Consider the following 22,779-nt stretch of genomic DNA (forward strand, 5'->3'; position numbering starts at 1 on the left):
CACCCGACGGCGCGAGATCGTCCTGCCGCAGCGGCCGGAACGCCGCTACGTGGTCGGCTGGTCGTCGTCCTCGTTCGCCGCCCGATGGATCGCCCACAGGAATTCGTCGGTCCGGCTCGGCGGATCCGGCTCGTCCGTCGAGGCCTCCAGCCACACCAACTCGGCCAGAGCCATCTCCTCGGCCTGCAGGCGCGTCATGTTCAGCCGACCCACCTTCGCCAGGTAGTCCTCGCCCGGCACGTCCGGGCCCGCCAGCTGGTCCTGCAGCTCCTGCACCCGCCCCTCCACCTGCTGACCCAACGTCGAAAAGAACGCCGTCGGATCCTCCAGCTCCGCCACCCGCTGCGGGGCGACCTGCTGCCAGTGCTCCATCGCCAGCCGGCCGTACCTGTTCATCGCGCTCACTCTCCGAATCTGCCCACAACGATTCCAGACTCATCTGCCCGTCGATCTGCTTCTTGCGGCGAGCCATCAGCCCTCACGTCCCTCTCAACCAGTCGGTTCGAGAAGGGGTGGTGGCCCCTGCCGCGCACAGACCTACGGCGCAGGACCGTCTCGCAGTCGGTGCAGCGCGTCGACGAGGTGCTGCAGGCGCCGCTCTGCGGTCACCCGCGAAGCCGGATCCGCGGAGTCCAGTAGATCGACCAGGCAGGCCGCGACCGGAGCCGACCGTCCAGCGACCAGACCGCTCACGGCACCGACCACATCCGAAACGATCCGCAGTCTGACCGGCCCGGTCGGCTCCGCCTCGAGCCCATGGGCCGCGATCACAGTGCCCGCGTCGGCCTCTCGCACGTAGGCGTCGATCCCGTCACTGGGCCGGGCTGCGAGCGAGCCTGCCGCCGCAAGGCCGCGGGCACCTCCGATGCTCACTCTGCCGTCACTGAGAAGGCGGTACGCGATCGTCTCGGTGGCGGTGTAACGCCTGGTCACGGCGCGGCTCGCAAGCCACGACCGCCACCGATCCCCGCCAGGCGCGCGCCGCAGGTTCTCCACCAGGCGGCGCCGGGAACCTCCGACCATGCCAGCGGCGAGATCGGCTAGGGCACTGACCGGTGGCAGGTGCGGGTCGGAGGTAAGAGCGTCTATCGCAGTGATCACCCGCCAGGCATGCGGAGGCGCCAATGGACGGCCAGGGCCGAGCGCATAGGACCCCCGTTCTCGGATCGCGGTTGCGTCCACGAGCCACACCCCGGACACGCGCTCGCCGGGCAAGGCACCCGAACGCAGGAGTTGACGCACGCGGGCCTCGGACCGGCCAAGCCGGCGCGCAGCCTCGCCAACGCCGATCAGCTCCATGCGGTAATTCTTCCGTACGCAGAAGGTTTACCGCACGAGCTTGGCGGGTGAGCAGCGAATGGCTCGGGGTGTTGCGGTCTCCTTGGCCAGCGTAGGGCGCTTGCGGGCGAGCAGCCCCTTAGTGGAACTCTGCGCGAAGGCGGGCGCGGCCGATTGCCGCCATCCTCGATCGCCGGTGACGAGGTTGCCGCCGACTGTAACGTCGACGATTGCGTCCCACGGCTTGGTGTCGGTGGTCAGCATGGAGGGGGCCATCGAACCACCAGGTCACCGCCTGAGCGCTGTGGCAGCACGCCGTCCACTCGACAACCCCGTCGTCGACCAGGTCGCCACGGCGCACGTCTTTGGCGAGCGTCGGGTCCCCGCGCTCCTCGGGCTTGTCGCACATGAGTATGACGACGACCCCCGACAATTGCGGCCGTCAGGCAGATAGTTCGCGTGTCGACGTTCCCGCACGGGATTGTCGACCTACAGACCCTTGAACGCGTGATGGCCGAAGCGTGCCCTCTCGCGTCCACTCGCAAACGAGCTCCGGCCGAAGGGTCCAAGGGATCAGCTACATCAGCTTAGTTCACCTCAGCGGGACTGTTGATGCGTCGACACCGACGTTCTTGTAACCGCATGCCTTTAGGAGGGCTTCCACCGAGCTCATGTTGTTTTCCGCATGCAGCAATGGCCCTAATCGCACCGACTTTATTGGCAACTTGTCAGCCTCCACGATGCCATCATCCACATACCAGACTCGACCTTCCTTAGATGCCGACGCGACCGCTAGCCTCGCATACCTTGAAATCCCGTATTGCCCGGCACGGAAGGACAGATGCGGACCGGCCCAGGCAAAGGTAACGACAGTTCGCGCTTCCCTCTCACCGGCGAATCCGGGCTCCTTGATCAGTTGAGCAATTTTTTCCAGGGCAACGTGAACCGCAACTTCATATTCCTGTCTGTTGAGGTCCCATTGCTCCTCGCTTGAGGATGCATTCTCGAAGTACTCGGCAGAGCGATCCGCCCATTCAAGAAGGTCAACCATCGCAGCATCCTTCTCCTGATCGGAATACAGCACCTTCAGCCACGGACTTACCATCACCGAATCACGCATCAACTCGCCGAGATTGAGCGCATTTCGCCGCTCAGATTTCTTCTCGATTCGCTTACCTTTTGCGAGAACGGCGAGGGATGTTCCTGGATCGAGCTCAATCGCGTAGCCCCGCCCTCCAGCTGCATAGAGGCGCCATTGATTTGCGTCATCGCCGATCGTTGAAGACGACACGACGAATGCTTCCGTCTGAGATGGGCCGCCGACCGACCCGTCTTCACCAGCAAGACGTCGCAAGTAGCTTACCGTCTTGCTATCGCTCTGCTGGTCCAGCCAGTTGCGAATAAATTTCCATCCTTGCTTGATCTCAGCGAGGTCGTTAAGACTTGAGGCCTCGGATGCTCGCAGCGTGCCGCTCTCTACAATCCCGAGAAGTCCATCCGCGCTCGTATAATGATATACACTACGGCTTGCCTTGCCGATAGTCGACGGATTCCATTGCGACGCATCAAAGTCCATGATCGAGCAGCGTACGGCATTTCACGATCGAAGTGAGCCCCTGGTTCGTCGGGCCGCTGGCCGAGAAGCGGACTGTTGTCGACGGCCACTGGCTCGAGTTGTGCCTGGAGCGCGCGACGGTCCGTCAACTTCACGCCAGCGCCTACGCGGCCGGCGTACCGGGACACACCCCTTGACGTCGTAGTAGCCAACAGCATGTGCGCCGAAGAAGCTGCGGAACGGAGGCTTCCCCTCCAACCAACCGCCAATGACGGATTCCCGACGTAGCCAGTTCTTGATCTTCAACCAGTCACCGGTGCGCCTTCCGGGCTCATAACAGCTACGCAGCCGCTTGGCCACGATTCCCTCCAAGCCTTGCTGCGCCGATGCCTTGAGAAGGTCTGCGCCGTCACCGCCGTGGTAGGCCGGCGCCTGCCATGACGGGTCGGCCGGCATGAGTTGTTCGAGCTCCGAGCGGCGTTGCTCATCGGGCACGGGCAGATCCCCCCTCGGCCAGCAGCGGAAGTCCCCTAGACCGTCGGGGCACACGTGATCCCAGGTCCCGAGACGTCCACCCCCGAACGCCGGCGCCCCGCGAATCACGCTGCCATCGCCGTTCAGCCGGGCGTGTCGCAGCCGCGACTGGGACTGGCGCATGCGAGCACACTCCCGCCGGCCGTAAGGGGCTAGCCGTCCGTCGGGTTGACCGGCTCGGACTGGTAGACGTCGTCCGGCTTGACCCAGACGCCCCGGCCGGGCAGTCGGCCGCCGCTGTCGTCGACCTGGACGTATCTGTGTGAGCCGCCCCAGCGCGTCAGAGTGCCCGTCAGCCAGGCCTCGCCCACGTCGCCGGCCTCGTCGGCCCAGACGATGCGGACCCTGACGCGGCGCGGATCAGGTTGATCGGGGTACCTCGCGAGGTCGTCCGGGACGTGTCGGTTGAGCACGTCGCGCCACCGCCGCACATGCGGCGGCTGCTCCGGGTCTACCATGCCCATAGGATAGAACACATGTTCGATGATCGGTTCTGTGGTGAGGCATGCGTGCCCGCGAAGGGTGGTTCATCGTGGGATGGGACAGCAGGTCCGATGTGCCATGGAGCGAGTTCGAGCGGGCGCTGACGTGGGGCAGCGGATGGCGCAGCGACGGCGCGAAGCTCCCGCCCCGGCCGAAGCTCGACCCGCAGACGACGTCGCCGCGGCTGCCGCCGGCGGTGCCGTGGGCAGAGCTGCATTGCCACAGCGCGTACTCGTTCTTGGACGGCGCGTCCGATCCGGAGGCTCTGGTGGCCGAGGCCGTCGCGCAGGGCATCGGGACGCTGGCGATCACCGACCACGACGGCATGTACGGGGTGGTCGAGTTCGCCGCGGCCGCGCGGGCGGCCGGGATCAGGACAGTGTTTGGCGCCGAGCTGAGTCTGGAGCTCACCCAGCGACAGAACGGCGTCCCGGACCCGGAGGGCCGGCACCTGCTGGTGCTGGCCCGAGACGCCGACGGCTACCGGCGGCTGTCGGCGACTATCTCGGCGGCGCAGCTGCGCGGCAGCAAGGGCCGCCCGGTCTACGACCTGGACGAGCTGGCTGGCGCCCCCAACGGCCGGTGGGTGATCCTGACCGGCTGCCGCAAGGGCCTCGTCCCCGCGGCGCTGGCCGCCGGCGGCCCGGCCGCCGCCAAGCGCGAACTGGATCGCCTAGTCGAGATGTTCGGCCAAGAGAACGTCAACGTGGAGCTGATCGACCACGACCAGCCGCTCGACGACGACCGCAACGACGCCCTGTTCAAGGTCGCCGGTGAGGTCGGGGTCGGGGTGGTGGCGTCAAACAACGTCCACTATGCCGCGCCGCGTGATCGGCGGCTGGCGCAGGTGCTGGCCTCGGCCAGAGCGACCACGAGCCTGGCCAGGCTCAACGGGTGGCTCCCGGCCGCCGGCGGTGCGTTCATCCGGTCCGGTGAGGAGATGCAGGCGCGGCTGGCCCGTTACCCGGGTGTGCTAGAAGCCACCGTCGCGCTGGGCGAGTCATGTGGGTTCGACCTGGCCCTGATCCAGCCCGAGTTGCCCGACCGTGAGGTCCCGTCCGGGCACACCGACGCGAGCTGGCTGCGCCACCAGGTCGCCGTCGGCGCCGCCGCCCGGTACGGGCCGCCCGGACCGGCGACGGAGCGCGCCTACGCACAGATCGAGCACGAGCTCGACGTGATCGAGCGGCTGAATTTCTGTGGCTACTTCCTGATCGTCCACGAGCTCACCGAGTTCTGCCGCCGGGAGGGCATCTTGTGCCAAGGCCGCGGCTCGGCCGCGAACAGCGCGGTCTGCTACGCCCTCGGGATCACCGCCGTCGACCCGGTCGAGCACGGGCTGTTGTTCGAGCGGTTCCTCACAGATGCCCGCACCGGCCCGCCGGACATCGACATCGACATCGAGAACGCGCGGCGCGAGGAGGTCATCCAGCACGTCTACGCCAAGTACACCCGCGAGTACGCCGCCCAAGTCGCCAACGTCAACACCTACCGGCCGAAGCTAGCGCTGCGCGACGTCGCCCGCGCGCTCGGCTACAGCCCCGGCGCCGTTGACGGCTGGACCAAGCACCTCGGCCCTCACGGCGACGTGCCCGGCGACGTCGGCATCCCCGACAAGGTCACCCACCTGGTCGAGCAGCTGCTGCGGCTGCCGCGGCACCTCTCCATCCACTCCGGCGGGATGGTGATGTGCGACCGGCCCATCGGTGAGGTCGTCCCGGTCGAGTGGGCCACCATGCCCGGCCGGTCGGTGCTGCAATGGGACAAGGAATCGTGCGCCGGCGCCGGGCTGGTGAAGTTCGACCTGCTCGGCCTAGGGATGTTGTCTGCGTTGCGGGAGTCGTTCGACCTGCTCCGCGAGCACCACGACGTCGACGTCGAGCTGCACACCGTGCCCGGCGGGGACCGGGCCGTGTACGACATGATCTGCGACGCCGACACGATCGGGACGTTCCAGATCGAGTCGCGCGCCCAGATGGCCACCCTGCCGAGGCTACGGCCGAGGACCTTCTACGACTTGGTCGTCGAGATCGCGCTGATCCGGCCCGGCCCGATCCAGGGCGGCTCGGTCCACCCCTACCTGCGCCGGCGCACGGACCGCGAACCGATCACCTACCCGCACCCCAGCTTCGAGAAGGCGCTGGCCCGCACGCTGGGGGTGCCGCTGTTCCAGGAGCAGATGATGCAGCTGGCGATGGACTGTGCCGGGTTCTCGCCGGCCGAGGCCGACCAGCTGCGCCAGGCCATGGGCGCAAAACGGTCGGAGGAACGGATCGCGGCGCTGCGTGACCGGTTGATGTCCGGGCTGGCCGCGCACGGCATTCCCGACGCCGTCGCGGAGGACCTCTACGGCAAGTTGTTTGGGTTCGCGTCCTACGGGTTCCCCGAGTCCCACGCCTACAGCTTCGCGTACCTGGTCTACGCCAGCGCCTGGCTGAAGCGGCACTATCCGGCCGTGTTCACCGTGGCGCTGCTGAACAACCAGCCGATGGGGTTCTACTCGCCGCAGACGCTCGTCGACGACGCGCGTCGCCACGGCGTCACCATCCGCGGCGTGGATAACAACGCCAGCGCGGCGAAGGCCACGCTCGAGGAGCACGTCCCTGTCCGGCCCGGGCACCCGCATGCCCCCGACGGCGAGCAGCCGGCCATCCGGCTCGGCCTGGCCGGTGTGCGTCACCTCGGCGGCGACGTTGCCGAACGGATCGCCGCGGGCCGCCCCTACACCGATCTCGCCGACCTGGTCCGCCGCGCGGAGGTCCCGCAGCGCGCACTGGAGGCTCTCGCGACCGCGGGTGCGTTCGATTGCTTCGGCCTGGACCGGCGCGCGGCGCTGTGGAAGGTGGGCGCCGTCGCGCGCATCCGTCCCGGCCAGCTGCCTGGCACTACGCCCAGCGACGTCACCCCACCGGCGCTACCGGAGATGACTGCGGTCGAGCAGACCTTCGCTGACCTCTGGGCCACTGGAGTCTCACCTGATAGCCATCCCGTCCAGCACATCCGCGGCCATCTCACTGCCGCCGGCGCCACACGGGCCGGAGAACTGCACAGCGTCCGGGCCGGGCAGCGGGTCCGCGTCGGTGGCCTGGTCACCCACCGCCAGCGGCCACCCACCGCCGGGGGCGTGACGTTCATCAACCTCGAAGACGAGACCGGGATGGTCAATGTCATCTGCCCGGCTGAGACGTGGCAGGCCCAGCGCCGGGTCGCGTTGGATTCAAACGCCCTGCTCGTCGACGGCATCGTGGAACGTTCCGACGGCGCCACGAACCTCATCGCCGGTCGCCTGTCTCCGCTGCGCGTCAGTAGCGCGGCCCGCAGTCGGGACTTCCGCTGAGCCTGTTCCCAGTGGGCGGGCAGCGGGCGGACGTCAAGACGGCGCCGAGGCCTCCTGATCCGGGGCGGACCGGCGCCAGTAGGTCGGTGAGGCCGGGCAGAGCTGGCAGGCCGGGATCAACGGCTCGTTGACTTGGCCGGGGTAGTGCTCGCCGCAGCAGCGCATGTCGATCGCCATGGGGTTGCTCGCTCTCAGATGGCCCTGGCCGCCGGGAGGTGGGCAGGGGGCGGGACCTGGCGACGGGCCGGTGCCGCCGGGATGGTGCCGCCGAGTTGACGGATCCGGTCCTCGAGTTGGCGTACCCGGTGCGCGCGTTTCGCCGCGGTGGCGGCGTCGCCGCGCTGTTGTTCCTCGGTGACCAGGCGCCGGTAGCGGGTGAGCGCGGCCAGCGCCTCGGGCAGGGTCAGGCTGCTGATCTCGATGAGCGCCATCAGATTCCCTTCACAGCGTGGACGGGTGTCGCCGGGTCCGCGGGTGTCGTGGCCCCGGCCGGACGGCGAGGTCGTCCGCCCAGTGTGGAAGGCGGCGTCGTTCCCGGACGACTCGCAGCTCCGGCTTCCGCCCCGGCCGTCACGCCGTCGCCCCTCGCGTTAGCGATCCTCAGCAGCACGTCGGCATGGCACGGCTCGTCGAGTGGGCACCAGCACGCGAGGTCCCGGCCGCCGAGTTCGCGGCGGGCGGCCACGGCCCAGGCGGGCCGGTCACCGTTGGCCTTCACGAAGGCCGCGACGGCCCCGGCGCGGTCGGCAATGATTTCGCCGGTGACCGGGTCGGCGTCGCCGATTCGGAACGGGTTGCCCCAGGCGGTCGGGCGGGCGACGACGATGACGTTGGGGTGGTCGGCGCGCCAGGGCCGCTGTCGGCTCATCTGGACCCGCTGCGGATCGCGGGCCACAGGTGCCACCTCGCCGAACAGGGCGAGCTGCAGCGGCTCTCCCGAGGTCACCGTGTCGCCATCCGGGCAGGTGCCAAGCTCGGCATGAGCGCGCTTGGCCTGCATGAGAGCACCCGTCTCGCGCGGATAGCTGATGGGGACCGCGCCGAGCCCGATGGCCTGGTTCCGCTTGGTGTCGACGAGGTCGAAGTGCTCGCGGTGCGTTCCCGGGCACTGGAGCCACTCGGGGTGCATGTCCAACTGGGCGGCGAAGGCCATCAGCTCGTGGTGGGTGTCGGCGAACAGGTGGGACCAGGTGCCCCACGTGCCGGTGACACGCGCTCGGCGGCGCATATCGTCCACGTAGACGGTCACGACGCCACCACCCGGGCGACGGCTTCGGGCACGTCCGGGAACTGCCTGGCAGCGGCGGCGCTCACGCGGTCTCACCGTCCATGGGGCCGGTGATGATCGCCCCGCAACTGATCATGAGTTCGATACGCGCCTCGACCAGGAGCTGCGAGAGACGAGCGAGATGGATGACGTGAACGTCCTCGCGTGTGCCCTGATTGTCGGCGAAGAGCTCGACGATCGCCGCGTGGTCCAGAACGATACCCACCAGGTTCTGGGTCGCCCCGAGCATCTCGAGGAGGCGGCGGAGCATGAGGACTCGGTCGTGAGGGTAAGCAACATCGGCCTCGAAGGCTGCCAGTTGCAGCGCCGTGGTCGCGCTCTCGATGTGGGAGGTCGCTGCATCGCCGGTCGAGCCCGGCTCGTGCTTGGTCATCGGAGCACCGCCTCGTGCTCGGGCACGTCGAACAGGGCGGGCTGGGTCGCTGCGGCGGAGGCGTCGACGCAGCGCTGGAAGGCGGCGTCGCGCACGGCTTCGGCCTCGCGGACGCCGATATCGGTGTCGTCGGGGATGCCTCGGGCGGCAGCGACCGCACGGCGACGCTGCCGGTAGACGGTCTCCGCGGCGCACAGGGCGTCGCGCTCGGCGCGGGGCAGGTCGAGCACCCATTGCTTGATCCGGGACCACTTGAGCACCGCGATGGTTTCGCCGGTGGGTCGCTGCTCCAGCTCGATGCCCAACCTGGTGGTCTGGTACCAGGGGCCGTCCTTCCACAGCGAGGATCCGCCGCGGAAGCTCTGGATGAAGCGCGAGATGGCGCCGTCGGGGTCGGTCACCAGGGCGCCGCCGGGCCAGCCCTTGAAGTAGTGCCGGATGATCTTCAGTTCGACCGGAGCCAGGTCGCTATCCATGGGTTGGGTCTCCTCCGTGCTCATGGGTGGTTGTGCGTCTGTTAGGTGGGTGGCCCCTGCCGCGCACATCACCCGGCGGCAGAGCGAGCGGGTGCGGCGTGCCGGCGCGCCACGACCTCGACGTAGCCGCAGTTCCCACACACGTAGATCACGCGGTCGGGCAGTTGCCGGCCGCGGTCACCGGTGAGCTCCTCCTGCGGGGTCGGTCGCTGACAGGTGACGCAGTCGCGTTCCACCATCGGGGGCCTCCTACGGGCTCAGTTGCTCCATACCTGTAGGGGTGGCCCCTGCCGCGCACATTCGGCGCGGGCAGCGACTTCGCCGACGACGGGGCCTGTCCGGTCACCTTGTGGTGAGGTAGGAACTGGGTCGCTGATGCAACACGTCGTCAACCGCGGGAGTGAGCATGGAGCTTCAGCCGGAGCTGATGCAGGAGATCGGCGCGCGGCTGATCGATGACGCGCCAGACGGCTGGGCACGGATCGAGGTCAAGGTCACCGCCGCCGGCGAACGTGCCGACATCTCGATGGTGGTGACGATGCCTGACGGCACGGTGGTACCGGTACGCATGGCGGTGCCGCAGACGGCCGCGGCGATCATGCGCCTGCGCACCGAGGTGTACCAGGAGGACATCGGGACCTGGTACAACGCCGTCATCGTCATCGACGAGGACCAGCGCATGCAGATCCAGTACGACTACGACAACCCGCCGTTCGGGCCCTACGACGTGACCGCCGCCAACATTGCCGATCAGATCGCTGAGCTGTTCGACGACCTCCTCGAGGACCACAGGGCGCTCCCGCGGCTGCCGTGGAACCTGCCGGACTGGCACCCGGCCAGCATCACCGATCCCGCCAGACTCGGTGGCGCCGTCGAGGGCGTCATGGTGGCCGCGGCGCCGGCCGGCTGGACCCGTCTGCACGTCAGGTACGAGGCGGCAGCAGATGTCATCGTCACCACGTTCTCCATCACCATGTCCGACGGCACGGTGCTGCAGCGCCTGTCGCTGCCCGGTCTGGGCGACGACGTGATCGCAGCGTCCAGGCGGGCGTACCACCAGCGTGAGAACCGGCTCTGGTACCGCGCGTCGTTCGACCTCGAGAACGGCGCAGACCTCCGCGTCGACTACGAGCAACGCGAACCCTTCGGCGGCGTCTACGACCCCGACGGCTGGGGCGACGGCGGCGCAGACCCGGAGCTGCTCCGCCGGGACCACGAGATGTTCCCCGTGCCGCTCGACCAACTGCCGTACTGGCACCCGGCCAAGTCGCGCGACTTCGCCCTCGACCGGGATCTGCTCGACCAACTCCGCGGGGCCCTGCTGGCCGCCTCACCAGGTCCGTGGTACCGACTCATCCTGGACGTCCGGGCCGTCGCCGACGTCATCAAGACCCGCCTCGTGACCAAGATCGACCGGTGGGACTACGACATCTCCGCCGAACTCGACGAGCACGGAATCCAACTGATGCAGGCAATCCGTGCCAGCGCATACCGGACCCGCCCGGCCAAAGGCGCCTGGTACGCCGCGCAGTTCGCCCTCGCCAACCCACGCATGATCGCCGCGACACTCGACTACGACGCCCCTCCATCCTGGGACTTCCCGGACCTCCCACAGGAGGACTCCCCCGCCACCAGCGAGGACGTAGCTCCCACACCCGACGTCGACGCCGACCTTGTGCGACGCGACCATGAGATGTATCCGCGCGATCCCAACCACTTGCCCGAGTAGCATCCCGCGCGCAAGGCACCGCCTCGATGACCAGGCGATATGGCGAGACCCTACCTTGACGGACATTTCGCCTGCCGACACGGCTGCTTCATGCTGATTCGCCGAGCGGGCGAATCAATGCCCACGCAGGCGGCGCCCGTCATCCCCCATCGACGTCGCCGGCCTCCGCCATGTCGGAGTTCTGTCCGGGGTCCGCGCTATCGCCAGCCCGCTAGGTGTCCGCGGCGTCGTCACCTGGTGCCGGCCGGCGTTCGGTCACGAAGCTGCCCTTGGCCGGCCACGTTCTGATGAGCCCGCGCTCCCGCAGGACGTCGAGTGCGCGGCGCACGGTGCCGAGAGCGACACCGTAGGTCTCAGCCATCTCCGAGGCGCTCGCGAGCCGGCTGCCGACGGGGATCTTGCCGGTGTCGATCTGTTGCTCTACGTGGTCGGCGAGCCGGATGTAGACGTAGCCGGGAAGGTCCGGGCTCGGATCGAAGTCGACGGGCACGGATCGAAATCTAGAGCGGCGCTGAGCTGCGGGTTTCGGTGGGACGGGGCATGCCGGGTCATACCGAGGCATGCCGAGTCATGGCGAGGCCTATAGCTTTTGTCCGCACCCTGTGCGACCTTTGAGTTTTGTAGCTAGGTATTCGAAGAGCCCTTCCCCGGGGGATCGGAGATCACATCGTGTTGTCTCGTTTTCGTCATATGGCGTTTCAGATCCCGTCACGGCCGGCGCCGGTCATCGAGATTCGCGGCCTGGACGGCCTGCACGTCACCGAGGGGCGGGACCGGTTCGCGACGATCGGCCCGCGCGGCTGGACCGAGATGGTGCGTCAGCTGGGCTACAAGCCGATTGGCCGGTGGACCAAGGTGCCGCCCGACTACGCCATAGCCCCGCCCGGGGCGGCGCACATGTGCCGGGTGGAGCCGGCCCCGGTGCTCGACGTCGCCGGGTACGCTGCCGCTCACCTGGCCGCTGGTCTGCTGCCCACCTGCGCGGCGTCGACCTCGCTCACTCGGGCACTCGTCGCTGAGCTCGGCGGCGACGAGTTCGGATTCAGTGTCGGCGACGTCGTCGAGTGCGAGTACGTCGGCGCCCACCGCGGACCCCACCACGGCCTGGGCCAGCCCGGCCGCTTCGCCGGCGTCGACGAGCGATACCAGCTGTGGACCTGGCTGCTCTGGTCGGGCGACCAGGTCACCGTCTCCGAGGCTCTGCTCTGCGGGGCCGAGGAGAAGCAGCCGGGCGGTGCCGGCGACCCGTGCGCGCTGCCGCTGGGCCACGACGACGCCAGCCCGCCGCACTCCTGGCAGCTCACGATCTTCAACACCTTCAGGCCGGGCGTCCGCAGAGCAGCTGCGCGCCGCGACCCCCAGCTGCGCTGGCCTGGGAAGCGTTGACCCGGCGCTGCCGACGTCGTTGACGTCTACACGTCAACCTGACGGTCGCGGCGGCCCGGGCGCGGGTCGTCGGGCAGCATTGGGGTTGATCACGGATCCGCGCCTGGCGCGGGGGAGGGAGACCCGGCGCCGATGAGTCCGCGCGGTCATCTGACTATTGCCGAGCCGCAGGAGCCGGCCACGGACCAGCATCCGGGGGAGCCCGTCGCGCTGGACGCTGAGGTCGGGGACGCGCTGCAGGAGAGCCTCGAGGCGGTCGCGCCGGGCGGGTGGCGGCGACTCGTGCTGAGCGTGAGCGCGGGGGCGAACAACATAGAGTCTGAGCTGTCGGCGTTCGTCGACGGCGGCGACGAGCCCCGCTCGGTCGCCTGTGACGTGTTCGATCTGGTCGAGGAGCTGCGCCACGACCACTTCCGGCAGGGCGCCGGCACCTGGTACAACGCGACGTTCAGCCTCGAACGTGGCGGCCAGCTGGTCGCCACGTTCGACTTCGACTACCCGCCGTTCGGCGGGATGCACGACCCGGCCGAAGCCTCCGAAGACGAGGAGGAGGGCGACGCCGACGACTTCCAGCTCATCGAGGACCACCGGGTCTACCCGCGCGTCCTGGACCGGTTGCCGGCCTGGCATCCGGTCGCGCTCGAGGCGCGATCGCCGGCGCCGCTGATCGAGGCCGCCCAGGCCGCGATGCTCGCCGCCGCGCCGGCAGGGTGGCGGCAGCTCACCATGGCGATGAGCGCGGCCATGTACTACACCGAGACCACCATCACCACGGTGATGCCCGACGGCACCACCCACAGCGCGGCCGGGCCCCGGATGAACGGCCGACTCGTCCGGGCCGCCCGCGCCGCGCACCTGGCCCGGCACGGCCGGCCCTGGTACACCGCCACGATCACCCTCACCCCCGACGGCGACGCCACGGCCACCTTCGACCACGAGAACCCGCCCTTCGGCGGCCTCTGGTCCGCGGACAACCCGGCCGGCGACGCGCACCCAGAGATGCTGCGCGCCGAACACGAACGCCTCTACACCGGCGACCTCGACCAGCTGCCCGCCTGGCACCCCGCCCACACCCGGCCGTGGGGCGTGAGCATCTACTGGCTGGACATGCTGAGCCAGTGCGCCGAAGACGCCGCACCGGACGGCTGGCGGCACCTGGTCCTCGACGTCGAGGCCGCCTACCCCACCGTGCGGGTCCGGCTGCGCGACATCGCCGGCGAGAACCCCGACACCGACTACGCCGCCGCGTACGAGGCCGACGCCGAGTCGGTCAAGATCACCAACGAGGCCCGGTTCAACGTGCACGTGTACGCGCCCGTACCGGGCACCTGGTACAGCGCCCGGTTCGTGATGGACCAGCCCGACCACCCCGACCGGATCCTCGTCGACGAACTCGACTTCACCACCCGCCCGTTCACCAAGATCCCCCGCCCCGGCGACGACCCGGACAGCGACGAGCACCGCGACCTCCTGCGCCACGACCAGTGGCGCCACCCCCGCGAGCGCCACGAGCTGCCAGCCTGGCACCCGTCGCTCGACGACGACGCTTGACGTCTACACGTCAACGCCCGGAGGCGGAGCACCCTCCGCCCGGGGCGCCGGCAGAAAACGCGCTCGGGATCCCGAGCGCGTTTTTACGGGAGGATGCCGCTGATCCCCGGTTGCGATGACGACGGCGACGGCCGCGACGCGGCGCCACTGCCCTGACGGACTGCTCCTGTACATGAACATGTACGGAAATGTGTACATGTTCATGTACAGTCTTCAGTATGGCCGTTCCCGAGATCTACACCGTGTCCGACGCCCGCAAGAACCTCCCGGCCCTGATCGCCTCGGTCTCGGCCGGGCGCATGCCAATGATCGGAGCGCACCGCAAGCCCGCGGCCGTGCTCATGCACCCGAGCACGCTCGACGTGTTCACGCCGCTGCTTGACGGCCTGGCCGAGCAGGTCGCCCGCGAGCTCATCGACGACCAGCGCCGCGGCGACATCGCGCCGGGGGATCCGCTACACCCCGGCGACCCGGCCGGCAAGGTCCTGGCCTGGCTCTGGCTCACCGGCCAGCACAGCCGGCTCACCGAGCACGTGGCCAGCATCGTCTACTACATGCGGGTCAAGCACGCCCGCGACGACAAGCCAGCCCTGCGGTTCTCCGACCTGCTCGCCGGCATCGAGTTCGCCCTGCCCAACGACTTCCCCCGCGACCAGGTCGAGCAGCTGCTCCACGTGCTGCGTGAGAACTTGCCTGGCCGGTTCAGTCACGACGTCGACGAGCAATAGGCTCCGCGCAGTGCTGGCGTCGTAGTTGCGCTGCGTGTACGCGTCGGTGTTGCGCTGCGTGTACGCGTCGTAGTTACGGCATAACTCTTGCAGTTATAACTGAAACCGTGGACACTCGTATCTGTACACCAAATCGGAGGTCACGATGTCCACCCTTACGGTGACGCCCATCCAGGAGCAGCTGGCGCGCGACTTCGTCGCGAAGACCCCGGACCCTCGTTTCACCGCAGCCAGCAGGGAAACGAAGGCAAAGGCAAGAGAGGTACCCGCCGAGCTCACCGCACTCTTGCGCAGCGTGCTCGAGGCCGTGGCGAGAGGAGACGGCGTGACGCTGCAGACACTGCCGAGCGAGCTCAGCACTACGGCGGCCGCCGAGCTGCTGGGGGTGTCCCGGCCAACGCTCATGCGGATGATCCGCGGCGGCGAGATCGCAGCCCACAAGGTCGGGAGCCATCATCGTCTCAACCTCGTCGACGTCCAAGACTTTCGCCGTGCGCAGCTCGCCCGCCGTCGTGCGGCGTTCGAGGAGCTTCGCCAGCTCGACGACGAGCTGGGCCTGGAATAGTCGTCACCCACCGCTAGCCTGCGGTGGGTGACGACTCGCGCACTCGTTGATGCCAACGTCTTGTACTCCAGGACGCTCCGTGACTGGCTGATCATGATCCAGCTGGAATCGGAGGGAGGCATCTACGAGCTGTGCTGGACCGAGGACATCTTGGCCGAGGCCATCACCCGGTTCCGCGACCACAACCCCACGGTTCACGGTCGGGTGATCGCCAAGATGCACGACACGGTCACCGAGTATCTCGGCGTCGGCCGGATCGATGATTACCGCATCGACGGCTCCTTTCCCGGCGCCGACCCCCACGATCAGCATGTGCACGCGGCCGCGATCGCCGCCGGCGCGACCTACCTCATCACCGATGACCCCGGCTTCCGATCGCCGGGCATCGACCTGGACAGCCTCCCGTACGAGGTGCACACGCCCGACAGCTTCCTGGTCCTGGTTGACGACTCCGCACCGCACGACGTCAGGGCGGTGACCCGGGACCAGGAACGCTACTGGGACCGGAAGCCGGGATCCAAGACCCTGGTTCAGGCGCTGCAGGATGCCGGCTGCCCGGACTTCGCGCAGCGAGTGCTGGAACATCTGTGCCAGCTGCCGGCGGACGACACGCCCACCTGACCGCGCCGCGCTGAGTATCCCCCGGGGGATAGCCACGCGCCGAGACTCACCAGGCGCGGCCGCGCATGACGTCGATGACGTCGCCGGGGTGCAGGTGGCGGATGTAGCGGTCGGTGGTGGCCAGGGAGCCGTGGCGCAGTTGGCCCTGGATGACGTGCATGGGCACGCCGTCCTGGGCGAGGCCGAAGGCGAGGGAGTGCCGCAGCCCGTGGGGGTGGACGCGCTTGTCGATGCCGGCCTTCTCGCCGAGGCGGGCCAGCGCGGCCCGCACATACCGGGGGTCGAGGGGCCGGCCGACGCGTTCGGCGGTGTACTGGGCGAAGATCGGGTGCCGGCCGGTGAGGCCGAGCTGCCGGCGGCGGTCGAGCCACCGGTCCAGCAGTGCCGCGCCGCTGGGGTCCAGGCCGACGGTGGCGGTCGTGCCGCCCTTGCCCTCCCGGACGCGGACGGTGCCGCCCTGGGTGTCGGCGTCACGCGGGTACAGCGCCAGCGTCTCGGCGATGCGCAGCCCGGACCCGTAGAGGACGCCGATGATCGCGCGCAGCCGGATCCCCGAGTTCGAGCGGTTCGACGCCGCGGCCACCAGCTGGCCGATCTCGTCCTCGGTCAGCGGCTCGGCCACGAACGTCCGGCCCGCGTTCGTCGGCGGACTCACCATCATGCCTCCCAACCCAATGAGTACCGCTTATCCCCAGAAGCGGTACTCATCCACACCCCACCAGGTGGGTGCAGGCAAGACCGGTACTATTCCGGCCGCTCACCGGCCGATGTCGAGACCGTACAACCAGCCACCGACAGGCTGCTTTCACGTGCGCGTCACTGGATGAGTCCACCCGCAGGCGTAGCGTCCTGGCCGACACCTGTGAAGGGAGCATCCAGTGTGGGCCTCGTTGGTCGTAGCAGGTCTCGCCCTGTTCTTCACCATCGGATCGTTCTGGTGGCTCTACGCGCGCCGCGGCCCGCTGCAGATCTCAGAGCCACACACTTTCGCCGCCTACGTCAGTGACAACGACGTGCGCATCAGGTTGCCGCTGGTGATGTACAACACCGGCGCTGTGCCGATCGTCGTTCAGAACCTCCGCATGGTGTTCCCCGAGGACAACGCACCCCTCGACTACCCCTGGCGCAACACTCGCACTCAGCTCACCCCCGCCTCCGGCGACAACGACGATCTCCCTGCCGTCTTCGCCGTTCCCGGGCGTCAAGTGGTCCAGAAGTTCATCGAGTTCGGCGGCCCGTTCCCCGGTTTTGTTCCCGTCGGCCGCGATGTCACCGCCGGCATCGAAGCCAAGCTCGGACACCGCGACACGTGGCAGCACCTGCTCACGTTCACCCTGCACATGCAGCACGTCGCCCAGAAGGGCATCTACCTCGCCCACAGCAACTCCCGCACCCCCTGCACACCCGACGAGGCCGAGCGCGCCAACGAGGTCGCGAAGGAGCTCCTGGAGAAGATGAGAGCCCGGCATCCAGGGTTCGGCCAGGCCGACTCCGTCGACGCATCCGACTAGGGCGCGACCCTCCCCGCCGCCCACCCGGACTGGGGTCCGGGGCAGTCGTCGTCGTCGCGGCGGCTGCTGACGCGTCGACGACCCCTTACGACCGCAGGTGCTGGAGATCCACGCACACAAACGGGAACTTGAGCGACGCCTTGGGGTCGAGGACGACAGCACGAGCACCTAGCCCGACCGCCCGTTGCTCCCCACCAGGTGCCGGCCCCCGCCGCTCCATCATGCGTCGGCGAGCAGGTCCATCGAGCTCTTCCCGTCACCTAGCCGCTCGTCGATCTTGTCGTGCCAGCGCTTATGCCGGGAAAGGTCTGCGACCTGCGCAGTGCAGATGCCACACACGCCGGGGATCACCTTCTGTTTGGCCATGCCGGCGGATCGTAGCGTGCCGCTCTCGCACGCGTCAGTCGCCGAACGACCGCCGACCCCACCAGGTGCATAGGAGCGGTACTCATCGGCCCGCGCCGTCGTTGCCTAGTACTAGGCAGGCGGCTTCTTGTCTTGTACAGTACTAGGCAACGGATGGAGGCAGGGATGACGACACAGCGACACGAGCTGGAAGCCTGGCTCGGCGACGACCTGGCCGGCCTGACGACCGAACAGGTCGACCAGCTGATGCTGATCGTCGAGGCGATCGAGCAGATGTACCCCGGCGCCGACGACGAGGACGAGCGCCGCGAAGCCCTTACCGCGGCGACTCAGTTCCTCGCCGGCGAAACCACGCTGGCCGAGGCTGCCGCGCGCCGGGCTTCCGCCCGGCTGGCGGTCGAACAGGCCACCGCCGCGCTCCGCACGGTCGTTGTGGCGGCCGCCCTCGACGGCCGATCGGACAACTCCATCACCACCGAGACCGGGCTGTCGCGCGAGACGGTCCGGGCATGGCTCGGCCGCACCGGCGAGATGGCCCGCGACGTGCGCGGCGCAGCCAAGGACGCTCGCGAGCACCCGGACGACCCCGACGTCGTGCAGAACCGCGACAAGCTCATCCGGATCGCCCGTGCCGGCGGCCGGAGCTTCTCCGATCTGCACTTCGTGACCGGCCTGGAACTGTCCGACCTCCGCCGCATCGTCGGCGAGCCGACCTGACCCCAGCACCGGGCGAGAGCCCACTATCCCGGATCGGCGTTGGCGCCTCGGTCACGGGCGAGGATCGTCGCGGCGTCCGTCAGGTCCTCGGCGGCCGATCGAGCGGCCGCACCGGCGGCGGCGATGTGTCCGCCGATCGTGATGTGAGCCGGCAGCTGGTCGCGCGTCTGGTCGGTCGCGGCCGCCAGGGCTTCGGCCTGGCTGGCCAGCGCGCGCAGTGTCGCCGGGGTCACGTCCGGCGCTGTGGTGCTCTGGGTGGCGGCGTGCTCGGCCACCAACTGGTCCCAGGCCGGCGGGTCTTCGCCGAGTTGGCGGATGTGCCGGTCGGCGACCATGCGCTGCAGGGGTTCGTCGGCGGCCCAGATGAGGGAGTCGATGGCGCGGATGGCGGCGGCGACCTCGAGGAGCGCGTTCTCCGACATCGTCAGGTGGGCGCGCTCCGTGTCGCGGGCGGCGCTGGGCGCCTCGACGGCGAGAACGTGCGCTGCGCGCTCAACCAGGACCACCCAGCAGTCCAGGTTCTTCCGGACGGCGTCGACGAACTGTTCGACATCCAGGGTCTCGGCGGGCCACCTGTTGGGACCTATGACCTCGTTCAGCAGGTCGCGTGCGTCATACAGGTTGTCGATCGGGCCGTTCATCGCACCTCGCCCGGTCTCGCGGAGGACTGGCCAGCGATGGCGGTGACGGTCACGACGCCGCCGTAGAGCACCTGCATCGCCAGGACGGCGCCGGCGCAGCGGGAGCACAGACACTGCGGCCGCGACGACATCTCCATCTGGCCCGGCGGGTAGACGGCGGTGGCGATCATGTCGGCGTCGTACTCCCGGCACACGTCGCAGTCGTTGCGCTGGTGCGGGTACGCCAGCCGGATCGGCTCACTGCTGGTCATGGCCGCTGCTCCGGGGTCGCGGCCGCGAACGCGAGTGCCCTGGTGATTGTGCGCACCAGGTGCCCGGCCTCCTCGGTCACGTCGTGCGCCTGGCTCCACACCATGCGCGCACCGTAGGTGTAGAGCGGGTTGCCGTGGCCGTCGTGCTCGATCTTGCCGCTGAGCGGCGCCAGCGAGATGTCGCGGAGCGCTTCCAGGACCTCGCCGGCGGCGACGAGCCGCTCCGGGCCGACGGCCTCCAGCAACGCCCGGCCGACGAAGGCCAGCGCCTCGGCCTCGTCCTGGCGCAGCTGTCCATCCTTCTCCTCGATCGTCATGCTGGCGTTGGTGACATGGTCGGCGCTCATCGTGTGTCCTCCGGGTCGTGGTTGGCGGCTCGGACCGGTGTGACCACCGCGCCGTCGAGCCGCTCGCGGGCGTCCATCGCGTGGCCGGCGCACATCGGAACGCCGTCGCCGTTCGCGTCACGCACGTCGAACGCGACCGGCTCGCTGCACGGCAGGCCCAGTCGGTCGTAGCCCCACGACCGGCCGCAGTCCAGGACAGCGCACCAGCGCGGCCGCCACTCGATCGCAGCGTGTTGCCGTGCTCCGGGCAGACACCCCAGTCCGCACCGCAGGTCGACCGGCCCCGCACCCAGGCCAGGTCACTGGCCGTCGCGACGGGCTCGCGCGCGATCTGGGCCGCAGTGCCAGCGGCGTCGTCCAGCCGGAACCCCGCGAACCGGGTGGACTCGTTCGGGTCGGTGCGCAACCGGTCACGGACGGCGGCGAGCTCTGCTGCCAGGGACTCGGCCTGTCCGACCAGGCGCCGCAACTTCGCCGGCGTCACCGCATGGTCGGTGCTCATCATCGCCACGTCTCGTTGGCCGCCTGCCGGGAGATCCCGACCGCCGCGCCGACGCGCTCCCGCCGCTTCTGGGTATCGGTCATTCCTGTGCGTCTGCGCGCCACTTGGGGGTGTCCTTCCAGATTCGTTGACCGTCAGATCCCGGGCACCGGCCGGCTCGGCGCCATCTGGGTGTGAGTTGCCCGAGGCGGAGCGGCTGGGGGCGCCGGATCCGTGAGGTAGGCGCGGAACGCCCGGGCGCCAGGCATGTCAGCCGGCGTTCTGCCCGGGTGTTCTCGTGGTGCCAGTCCGGTCGCTGGGACGACCGTGGACTGGGTGATCACCTCGAACAGGCGCCTTGCGAGAGGGTCAGTGCGAGCGGCGTCGGGGTCGCCGGTCCAGCCGATCGTCACTTCAACGGGTGCCCGCAGTCCCAACTGCTTGGCGATCTCCTGGGCCGCGTGAGTGAAGTTCCGGGCGTAGTCGGCCTTCTGCGCGGCGTACTCGTCTTGGACGGCTCGGATCGTGTCGTTCACCCGTTGCCGCAAGTCGTCGGGGATGGTCTCACCACTGAACTGGAGTCCCTGGAGGACGTAGTGGTAGTTGTCCTGCAGCCCGAAGCCGTCGAACTGGTCGTTGACGTCAAGTAGCAGCTTGATCGGCTCAGAGCGGTGAGTGGGCAGCGGGTCCGGGACGGTGCTGCCGAGCAGGCCTGCCACTGCGGTGGTGTTCAGGGTGACTGGTTGGCCGGCGAGCAGTTGCTCGATCCCGCCCAGGTTGCGGGCCACGTCGGTGAGCGCGGAGGCGAGTTCGTCGGCGAAGTGAAACGGCGCATTGCCCTCGTCGTCGATGAGGCGGCGGACGTCGTCGGCGAGTTCGGTCATGGTGTCGACGACCAGGTCGTAGCGACTCTCGTCGGAGCCGAGGCGCTGGCCGGCGCCAATCGCGACGAGGCTGGTGACCAACGCGGTTCGGGTGTCGGATCGCTGGCCTTCGAACAGGACGTTCGTTCCGCCGATGCGGGTGTTGACGGCCGCGAGGATGCATGCGAGGTCGTCGGCGAAGCTGAACGGTCGTTCGCCGACGTCGGTGAGGTACCGCTCCCGCGCGAGTTCGGTCAGGGTGAGGGTGACCTTCTCGGTCGGCCGAAGGGACTCGTACGGGATGCCGTAGTCGGTCATGGTTCGTCCTTCCGTTCCGGTGGGGTTGTCAGATGCCGAGCGCCGGGTTACTGGTCATCTGGGTCGGCTGGCTGCGAGTTGTCCGCGGGGATGCCGTGGGTGCTCGATGGCGGCCTTCCACGGCGCGTCGCATCTGGTCGAGGCGGATGCTCCGCAGTACCGCGGCGCGGTCCTTCTCGGGGACCTCGGCGAGTTGAAGCCGGTCGGTGATGTCGCGGAGTCGTGCGGCGTCGTCGTCCGCGCTGTGCGGGAGGCGGTGGTGGTCTTGCCAGACATGCACGAGGGCTTTTTCAAAGCCGTGATCGGGCATGGAGAGGTGATTTGATCGCCACTCGGCGTGCTCGATCGGGTAGTTAGTGTTCAGCCAGGCTTCGGCCTGGGCGAGCCGGGCTCGTCGTCGGTCGAGCAAGTCCGTGCACTCGGCGCGCAACTCCGACGTCAGCGTTTCGATGGTGAGGGCCGTGTGGCCGTTCTCGCCCGTCGCAGCGCGCCACAGCCCGAGCAACTGCGTGCGATCGTGCGCAGCCTCGCCATCGGTGACGACGAATTCGTAGGCGTATTCCCAGACGGTCGAGAGGCCGGGATCGGACACGCTGAGCCACGCGCGCGCCTGTGCCGTCTCGACGTCGTCGCGCTGCTGACCGCTCATTCCGTCGTACCTGCGCGATCGCCATTTCTCGACGATCTCCCACTGGAGCCTGTCCGAAAGTGCCGCCGCACCCGCCTGGAACAACTCGGTGAACCGTTGCTCCAGGGCTCTGTGCTGCGCCTGGTCGGTGGTCTTCATCCAGGCCCAGGCTTGGGCTCGGTGGAGCGGGTCCGTAGTGGTGTCGTTGCCGAGCAGTTGTGCGAGCGCGGTGGCTGGTTCTGTGCTCGCTGGCCCACCGAGCAGTGCCTGATTCCCGCCGACCTCGTTGCTGACGGCGGCCAGGATCTGCGCGACGTCGTCGGCGAACGCCCGGCCCGCAGTGAGGTCGTGGCGGACCAGCGCGGTCAGGGCGTCGACGGCGGCGCCGACGTACGGAGCCGGCGCCCGCACGGGGGTGTCGCCGGCGCCCCTTGCGCGCACCGCGTGTGTAAGCCTGAAGAGGTCGCTCGTACGGGCGGAGTAGCCCGCCGCGGCGGCGATCGGATCTGCGTCGAAGGGGCCGTCGGCGACGTAGCCGACGCTGGCGGCCCGGCGTGTCTGGTCGAGGATGATCGCGAAGTCATTGACGAAGTCGCCGCCGTCGCGGCCGGTAGCGATCTGAGCGACGCCGTTGAGCGCTTCGACCGCGTTCGCGACGAGGCCTGCGTGGCTGGTCATGGGTGTCGTTCTCCCTCTGGATCGGCGCCGGCGGCGCGTTGGCGTTGTCGCCGCAGGATGGTGATGAGTTGTGT

Annotated in this window: 27 protein-coding genes and 2 pseudogenes; 9 read left to right on the top strand and 20 right to left on the bottom strand. The window is 68.9% G+C overall.

Annotated features, from left to right (window positions below):
- Positions 1 to 45: 45 nt before the first annotated feature.
- The 6 genes from BLU82_RS18460 to BLU82_RS18480 all read right to left on the bottom strand — a co-directional run bounded on the left by BLU82_RS18460 (position 46) and on the right by BLU82_RS18480 (position 3,825).
- Entirely contained in the window at positions 46 to 396 is a 351-nt protein-coding gene (locus BLU82_RS18460) for a TnpV protein (RefSeq protein ID WP_157741109.1), read from the bottom strand.
- Between the two features lie 141 nt (positions 397 to 537).
- Entirely contained in the window at positions 538 to 1,299 is a 762-nt protein-coding gene (locus BLU82_RS34245; protein ID WP_157741110.1) for a helix-turn-helix domain-containing protein, read from the bottom strand.
- A gap of 27 nt (positions 1,300 to 1,326) precedes the next feature.
- Positions 1,327 to 1,542: a hypothetical protein gene (locus BLU82_RS34250; protein WP_157741111.1), complete on the bottom strand. Its 216-nt coding sequence runs from the start codon at positions 1,540 to 1,542 to the stop codon at positions 1,327 to 1,329.
- 328 nt (positions 1,543 to 1,870) lie between these two features.
- Entirely contained in the window at positions 1,871 to 2,854 is a 984-nt protein-coding gene (locus tag BLU82_RS18470; protein WP_092622587.1) for a DUF2971 domain-containing protein, read from the bottom strand.
- A 21-nt stretch (positions 2,855 to 2,875) separates the two neighbouring features.
- Positions 2,876 to 3,490: a hypothetical protein gene (locus tag BLU82_RS36360; RefSeq protein ID WP_092622588.1), complete on the bottom strand. Its 615-nt coding sequence runs from the start codon at positions 3,488 to 3,490 to the stop codon at positions 2,876 to 2,878.
- Positions 3,491 to 3,519: 29 nt separating this feature from the next.
- Positions 3,520 to 3,825, bottom strand: a complete 306-nt coding sequence (locus BLU82_RS18480) for a hypothetical protein (protein WP_157741113.1) — start codon at positions 3,823 to 3,825, stop codon at positions 3,520 to 3,522.
- 47 nt (positions 3,826 to 3,872) lie between these two features.
- On the opposite strand from BLU82_RS18480, the gene BLU82_RS18485 reads away from it, so the two are divergent.
- Positions 3,873 to 7,187, top strand: a complete 3,315-nt coding sequence (locus BLU82_RS18485; protein WP_092622590.1) for an error-prone DNA polymerase — start codon at positions 3,873 to 3,875, stop codon at positions 7,185 to 7,187.
- Between the two features lie 191 nt (positions 7,188 to 7,378).
- Here BLU82_RS18485 and BLU82_RS18490 read toward each other — a convergent pair whose 3' ends face one another.
- The 6 genes and pseudogenes from BLU82_RS18490 to BLU82_RS34255 all read right to left on the bottom strand — a co-directional run bounded on the left by BLU82_RS18490 (position 7,379) and on the right by BLU82_RS34255 (position 9,563).
- The gene (locus BLU82_RS18490; protein WP_092622591.1) at positions 7,379 to 7,618 is read right to left on the bottom strand and encodes a hypothetical protein; all 240 of its coding nucleotides are present in this window, start codon (positions 7,616 to 7,618) and stop codon (positions 7,379 to 7,381) included.
- Between the two features lie 155 nt (positions 7,619 to 7,773).
- Positions 7,774 to 8,055, bottom strand: a pseudogene (locus BLU82_RS36365) (DUF4326 domain-containing protein); the annotation flags it as partial.
- A gap of 141 nt (positions 8,056 to 8,196) precedes the next feature.
- A pseudogene (locus BLU82_RS36370) lies at positions 8,197 to 8,511 on the bottom strand (DUF4031 domain-containing protein); the annotation flags it as partial.
- Positions 8,498 to 8,848, bottom strand: a complete 351-nt coding sequence (locus tag BLU82_RS18505) for a hypothetical protein (RefSeq protein ID WP_092622592.1) — start codon at positions 8,846 to 8,848, stop codon at positions 8,498 to 8,500. The pseudogene BLU82_RS36370 and the gene BLU82_RS18505, both read right to left, overlap by 14 nt.
- Positions 8,845 to 9,348, bottom strand: coding sequence for a hypothetical protein (locus BLU82_RS18510; protein ID WP_157741114.1), 504 nt, complete (start codon positions 9,346 to 9,348; stop codon positions 8,845 to 8,847). The genes BLU82_RS18505 and BLU82_RS18510 overlap by 4 nt, the downstream gene beginning before the upstream one ends.
- Positions 9,349 to 9,392: 44 nt before the next feature.
- Complete coding sequence (locus BLU82_RS34255; RefSeq protein ID WP_157741115.1) at positions 9,393 to 9,563, bottom strand: hypothetical protein; 171 nt, start codon at positions 9,561 to 9,563, stop codon at positions 9,393 to 9,395.
- A gap of 167 nt (positions 9,564 to 9,730) precedes the next feature.
- Between BLU82_RS34255 and BLU82_RS18515 the strand changes: the two genes are divergently transcribed.
- Positions 9,731 to 11,053 (top strand): hypothetical protein, encoded by a 1,323-nt coding sequence (locus BLU82_RS18515; protein WP_092622594.1) that lies wholly within the window; start codon positions 9,731 to 9,733, stop codon positions 11,051 to 11,053.
- 211 nt (positions 11,054 to 11,264) lie between these two features.
- Here BLU82_RS18515 and BLU82_RS18520 read toward each other — a convergent pair whose 3' ends face one another.
- Positions 11,265 to 11,543 (bottom strand): winged helix-turn-helix domain-containing protein, encoded by a 279-nt coding sequence (locus BLU82_RS18520; RefSeq protein WP_197682311.1) that lies wholly within the window; start codon positions 11,541 to 11,543, stop codon positions 11,265 to 11,267.
- A 200-nt stretch (positions 11,544 to 11,743) separates the two neighbouring features.
- On the opposite strand from BLU82_RS18520, the gene BLU82_RS18525 reads away from it, so the two are divergent.
- The 5 genes from BLU82_RS18525 to BLU82_RS18545 all read left to right on the top strand — a co-directional run bounded on the left by BLU82_RS18525 (position 11,744) and on the right by BLU82_RS18545 (position 15,904).
- Positions 11,744 to 12,439, top strand: a complete 696-nt coding sequence (locus BLU82_RS18525) for a hypothetical protein (RefSeq protein WP_092622596.1) — start codon at positions 11,744 to 11,746, stop codon at positions 12,437 to 12,439.
- 132 nt (positions 12,440 to 12,571) lie between these two features.
- On the top strand, positions 12,572 to 13,990 hold the full coding sequence (locus BLU82_RS18530) for a hypothetical protein (protein WP_092622597.1): 1,419 nt from the start codon (positions 12,572 to 12,574) through the stop codon (positions 13,988 to 13,990).
- Positions 13,991 to 14,208: 218 nt separating this feature from the next.
- A complete protein-coding gene (locus BLU82_RS18535) occupies positions 14,209 to 14,718 on the top strand; it encodes a type II toxin-antitoxin system Phd/YefM family antitoxin (protein ID WP_092622598.1) in 510 nt (169 codons plus the stop codon).
- Between the two features lie 145 nt (positions 14,719 to 14,863).
- On the top strand, positions 14,864 to 15,283 hold the full coding sequence (locus BLU82_RS18540) for a helix-turn-helix domain-containing protein (protein WP_092622599.1): 420 nt from the start codon (positions 14,864 to 14,866) through the stop codon (positions 15,281 to 15,283).
- A 27-nt stretch (positions 15,284 to 15,310) separates the two neighbouring features.
- Positions 15,311 to 15,904, top strand: a complete 594-nt coding sequence (locus tag BLU82_RS18545; protein WP_092622600.1) for a PIN domain-containing protein — start codon at positions 15,311 to 15,313, stop codon at positions 15,902 to 15,904.
- Positions 15,905 to 15,950: 46 nt separating this feature from the next.
- Here BLU82_RS18545 and BLU82_RS18550 read toward each other — a convergent pair whose 3' ends face one another.
- Positions 15,951 to 16,565, bottom strand: a complete 615-nt coding sequence (locus BLU82_RS18550) for a site-specific integrase (protein ID WP_092622601.1) — start codon at positions 16,563 to 16,565, stop codon at positions 15,951 to 15,953.
- Between the two features lie 217 nt (positions 16,566 to 16,782).
- Here BLU82_RS18550 and BLU82_RS18555 point away from each other — a divergent pair, with 217 nt between their 5' ends.
- Entirely contained in the window at positions 16,783 to 17,415 is a 633-nt protein-coding gene (locus BLU82_RS18555; RefSeq protein ID WP_092622602.1) for a hypothetical protein, read from the top strand.
- A gap of 219 nt (positions 17,416 to 17,634) precedes the next feature.
- Here the strand turns inward: BLU82_RS18555 and BLU82_RS34260 are convergent, their stop codons facing one another.
- Positions 17,635 to 17,781, bottom strand: a complete 147-nt coding sequence (locus BLU82_RS34260) for a hypothetical protein (RefSeq protein ID WP_157741117.1) — start codon at positions 17,779 to 17,781, stop codon at positions 17,635 to 17,637.
- A 165-nt stretch (positions 17,782 to 17,946) separates the two neighbouring features.
- Here BLU82_RS34260 and BLU82_RS18560 point away from each other — a divergent pair, with 165 nt between their 5' ends.
- On the top strand, positions 17,947 to 18,498 hold the full coding sequence (locus BLU82_RS18560) for a hypothetical protein (RefSeq protein WP_092622603.1): 552 nt from the start codon (positions 17,947 to 17,949) through the stop codon (positions 18,496 to 18,498).
- 23 nt (positions 18,499 to 18,521) lie between these two features.
- Here BLU82_RS18560 and BLU82_RS18565 read toward each other — a convergent pair whose 3' ends face one another.
- The 5 genes from BLU82_RS18565 to BLU82_RS18585 form a co-directional block, all read right to left on the bottom strand.
- On the bottom strand, positions 18,522 to 19,139 hold the full coding sequence (locus BLU82_RS18565; protein ID WP_092622604.1) for a hypothetical protein: 618 nt from the start codon (positions 19,137 to 19,139) through the stop codon (positions 18,522 to 18,524).
- Complete coding sequence (locus BLU82_RS18570) at positions 19,136 to 19,390, bottom strand: hypothetical protein (RefSeq protein ID WP_092622605.1); 255 nt, start codon at positions 19,388 to 19,390, stop codon at positions 19,136 to 19,138. The genes BLU82_RS18565 and BLU82_RS18570 overlap by 4 nt, the downstream gene beginning before the upstream one ends.
- Positions 19,387 to 19,737: a hypothetical protein gene (locus BLU82_RS18575; RefSeq protein WP_092622606.1), complete on the bottom strand. Its 351-nt coding sequence runs from the start codon at positions 19,735 to 19,737 to the stop codon at positions 19,387 to 19,389. The genes BLU82_RS18570 and BLU82_RS18575 overlap by 4 nt, the downstream gene beginning before the upstream one ends.
- A 636-nt stretch (positions 19,738 to 20,373) precedes the next feature.
- Positions 20,374 to 21,399, bottom strand: a complete 1,026-nt coding sequence (locus BLU82_RS18580; RefSeq protein WP_092622607.1) for a hypothetical protein — start codon at positions 21,397 to 21,399, stop codon at positions 20,374 to 20,376.
- A 28-nt stretch (positions 21,400 to 21,427) separates the two neighbouring features.
- Positions 21,428 to 22,705, bottom strand: a complete 1,278-nt coding sequence (locus tag BLU82_RS18585) for a hypothetical protein (RefSeq protein WP_092622608.1) — start codon at positions 22,703 to 22,705, stop codon at positions 21,428 to 21,430.
- Between the last annotated feature and the right edge of the window lie 74 nt (positions 22,706 to 22,779).

Origin of the sequence: Jiangella sp. DSM 45060 (assembly GCF_900105175.1) — a bacterium.
In the GTDB taxonomy this organism is placed as follows: domain Bacteria; phylum Actinomycetota; class Actinomycetes; order Jiangellales; family Jiangellaceae; genus Jiangella.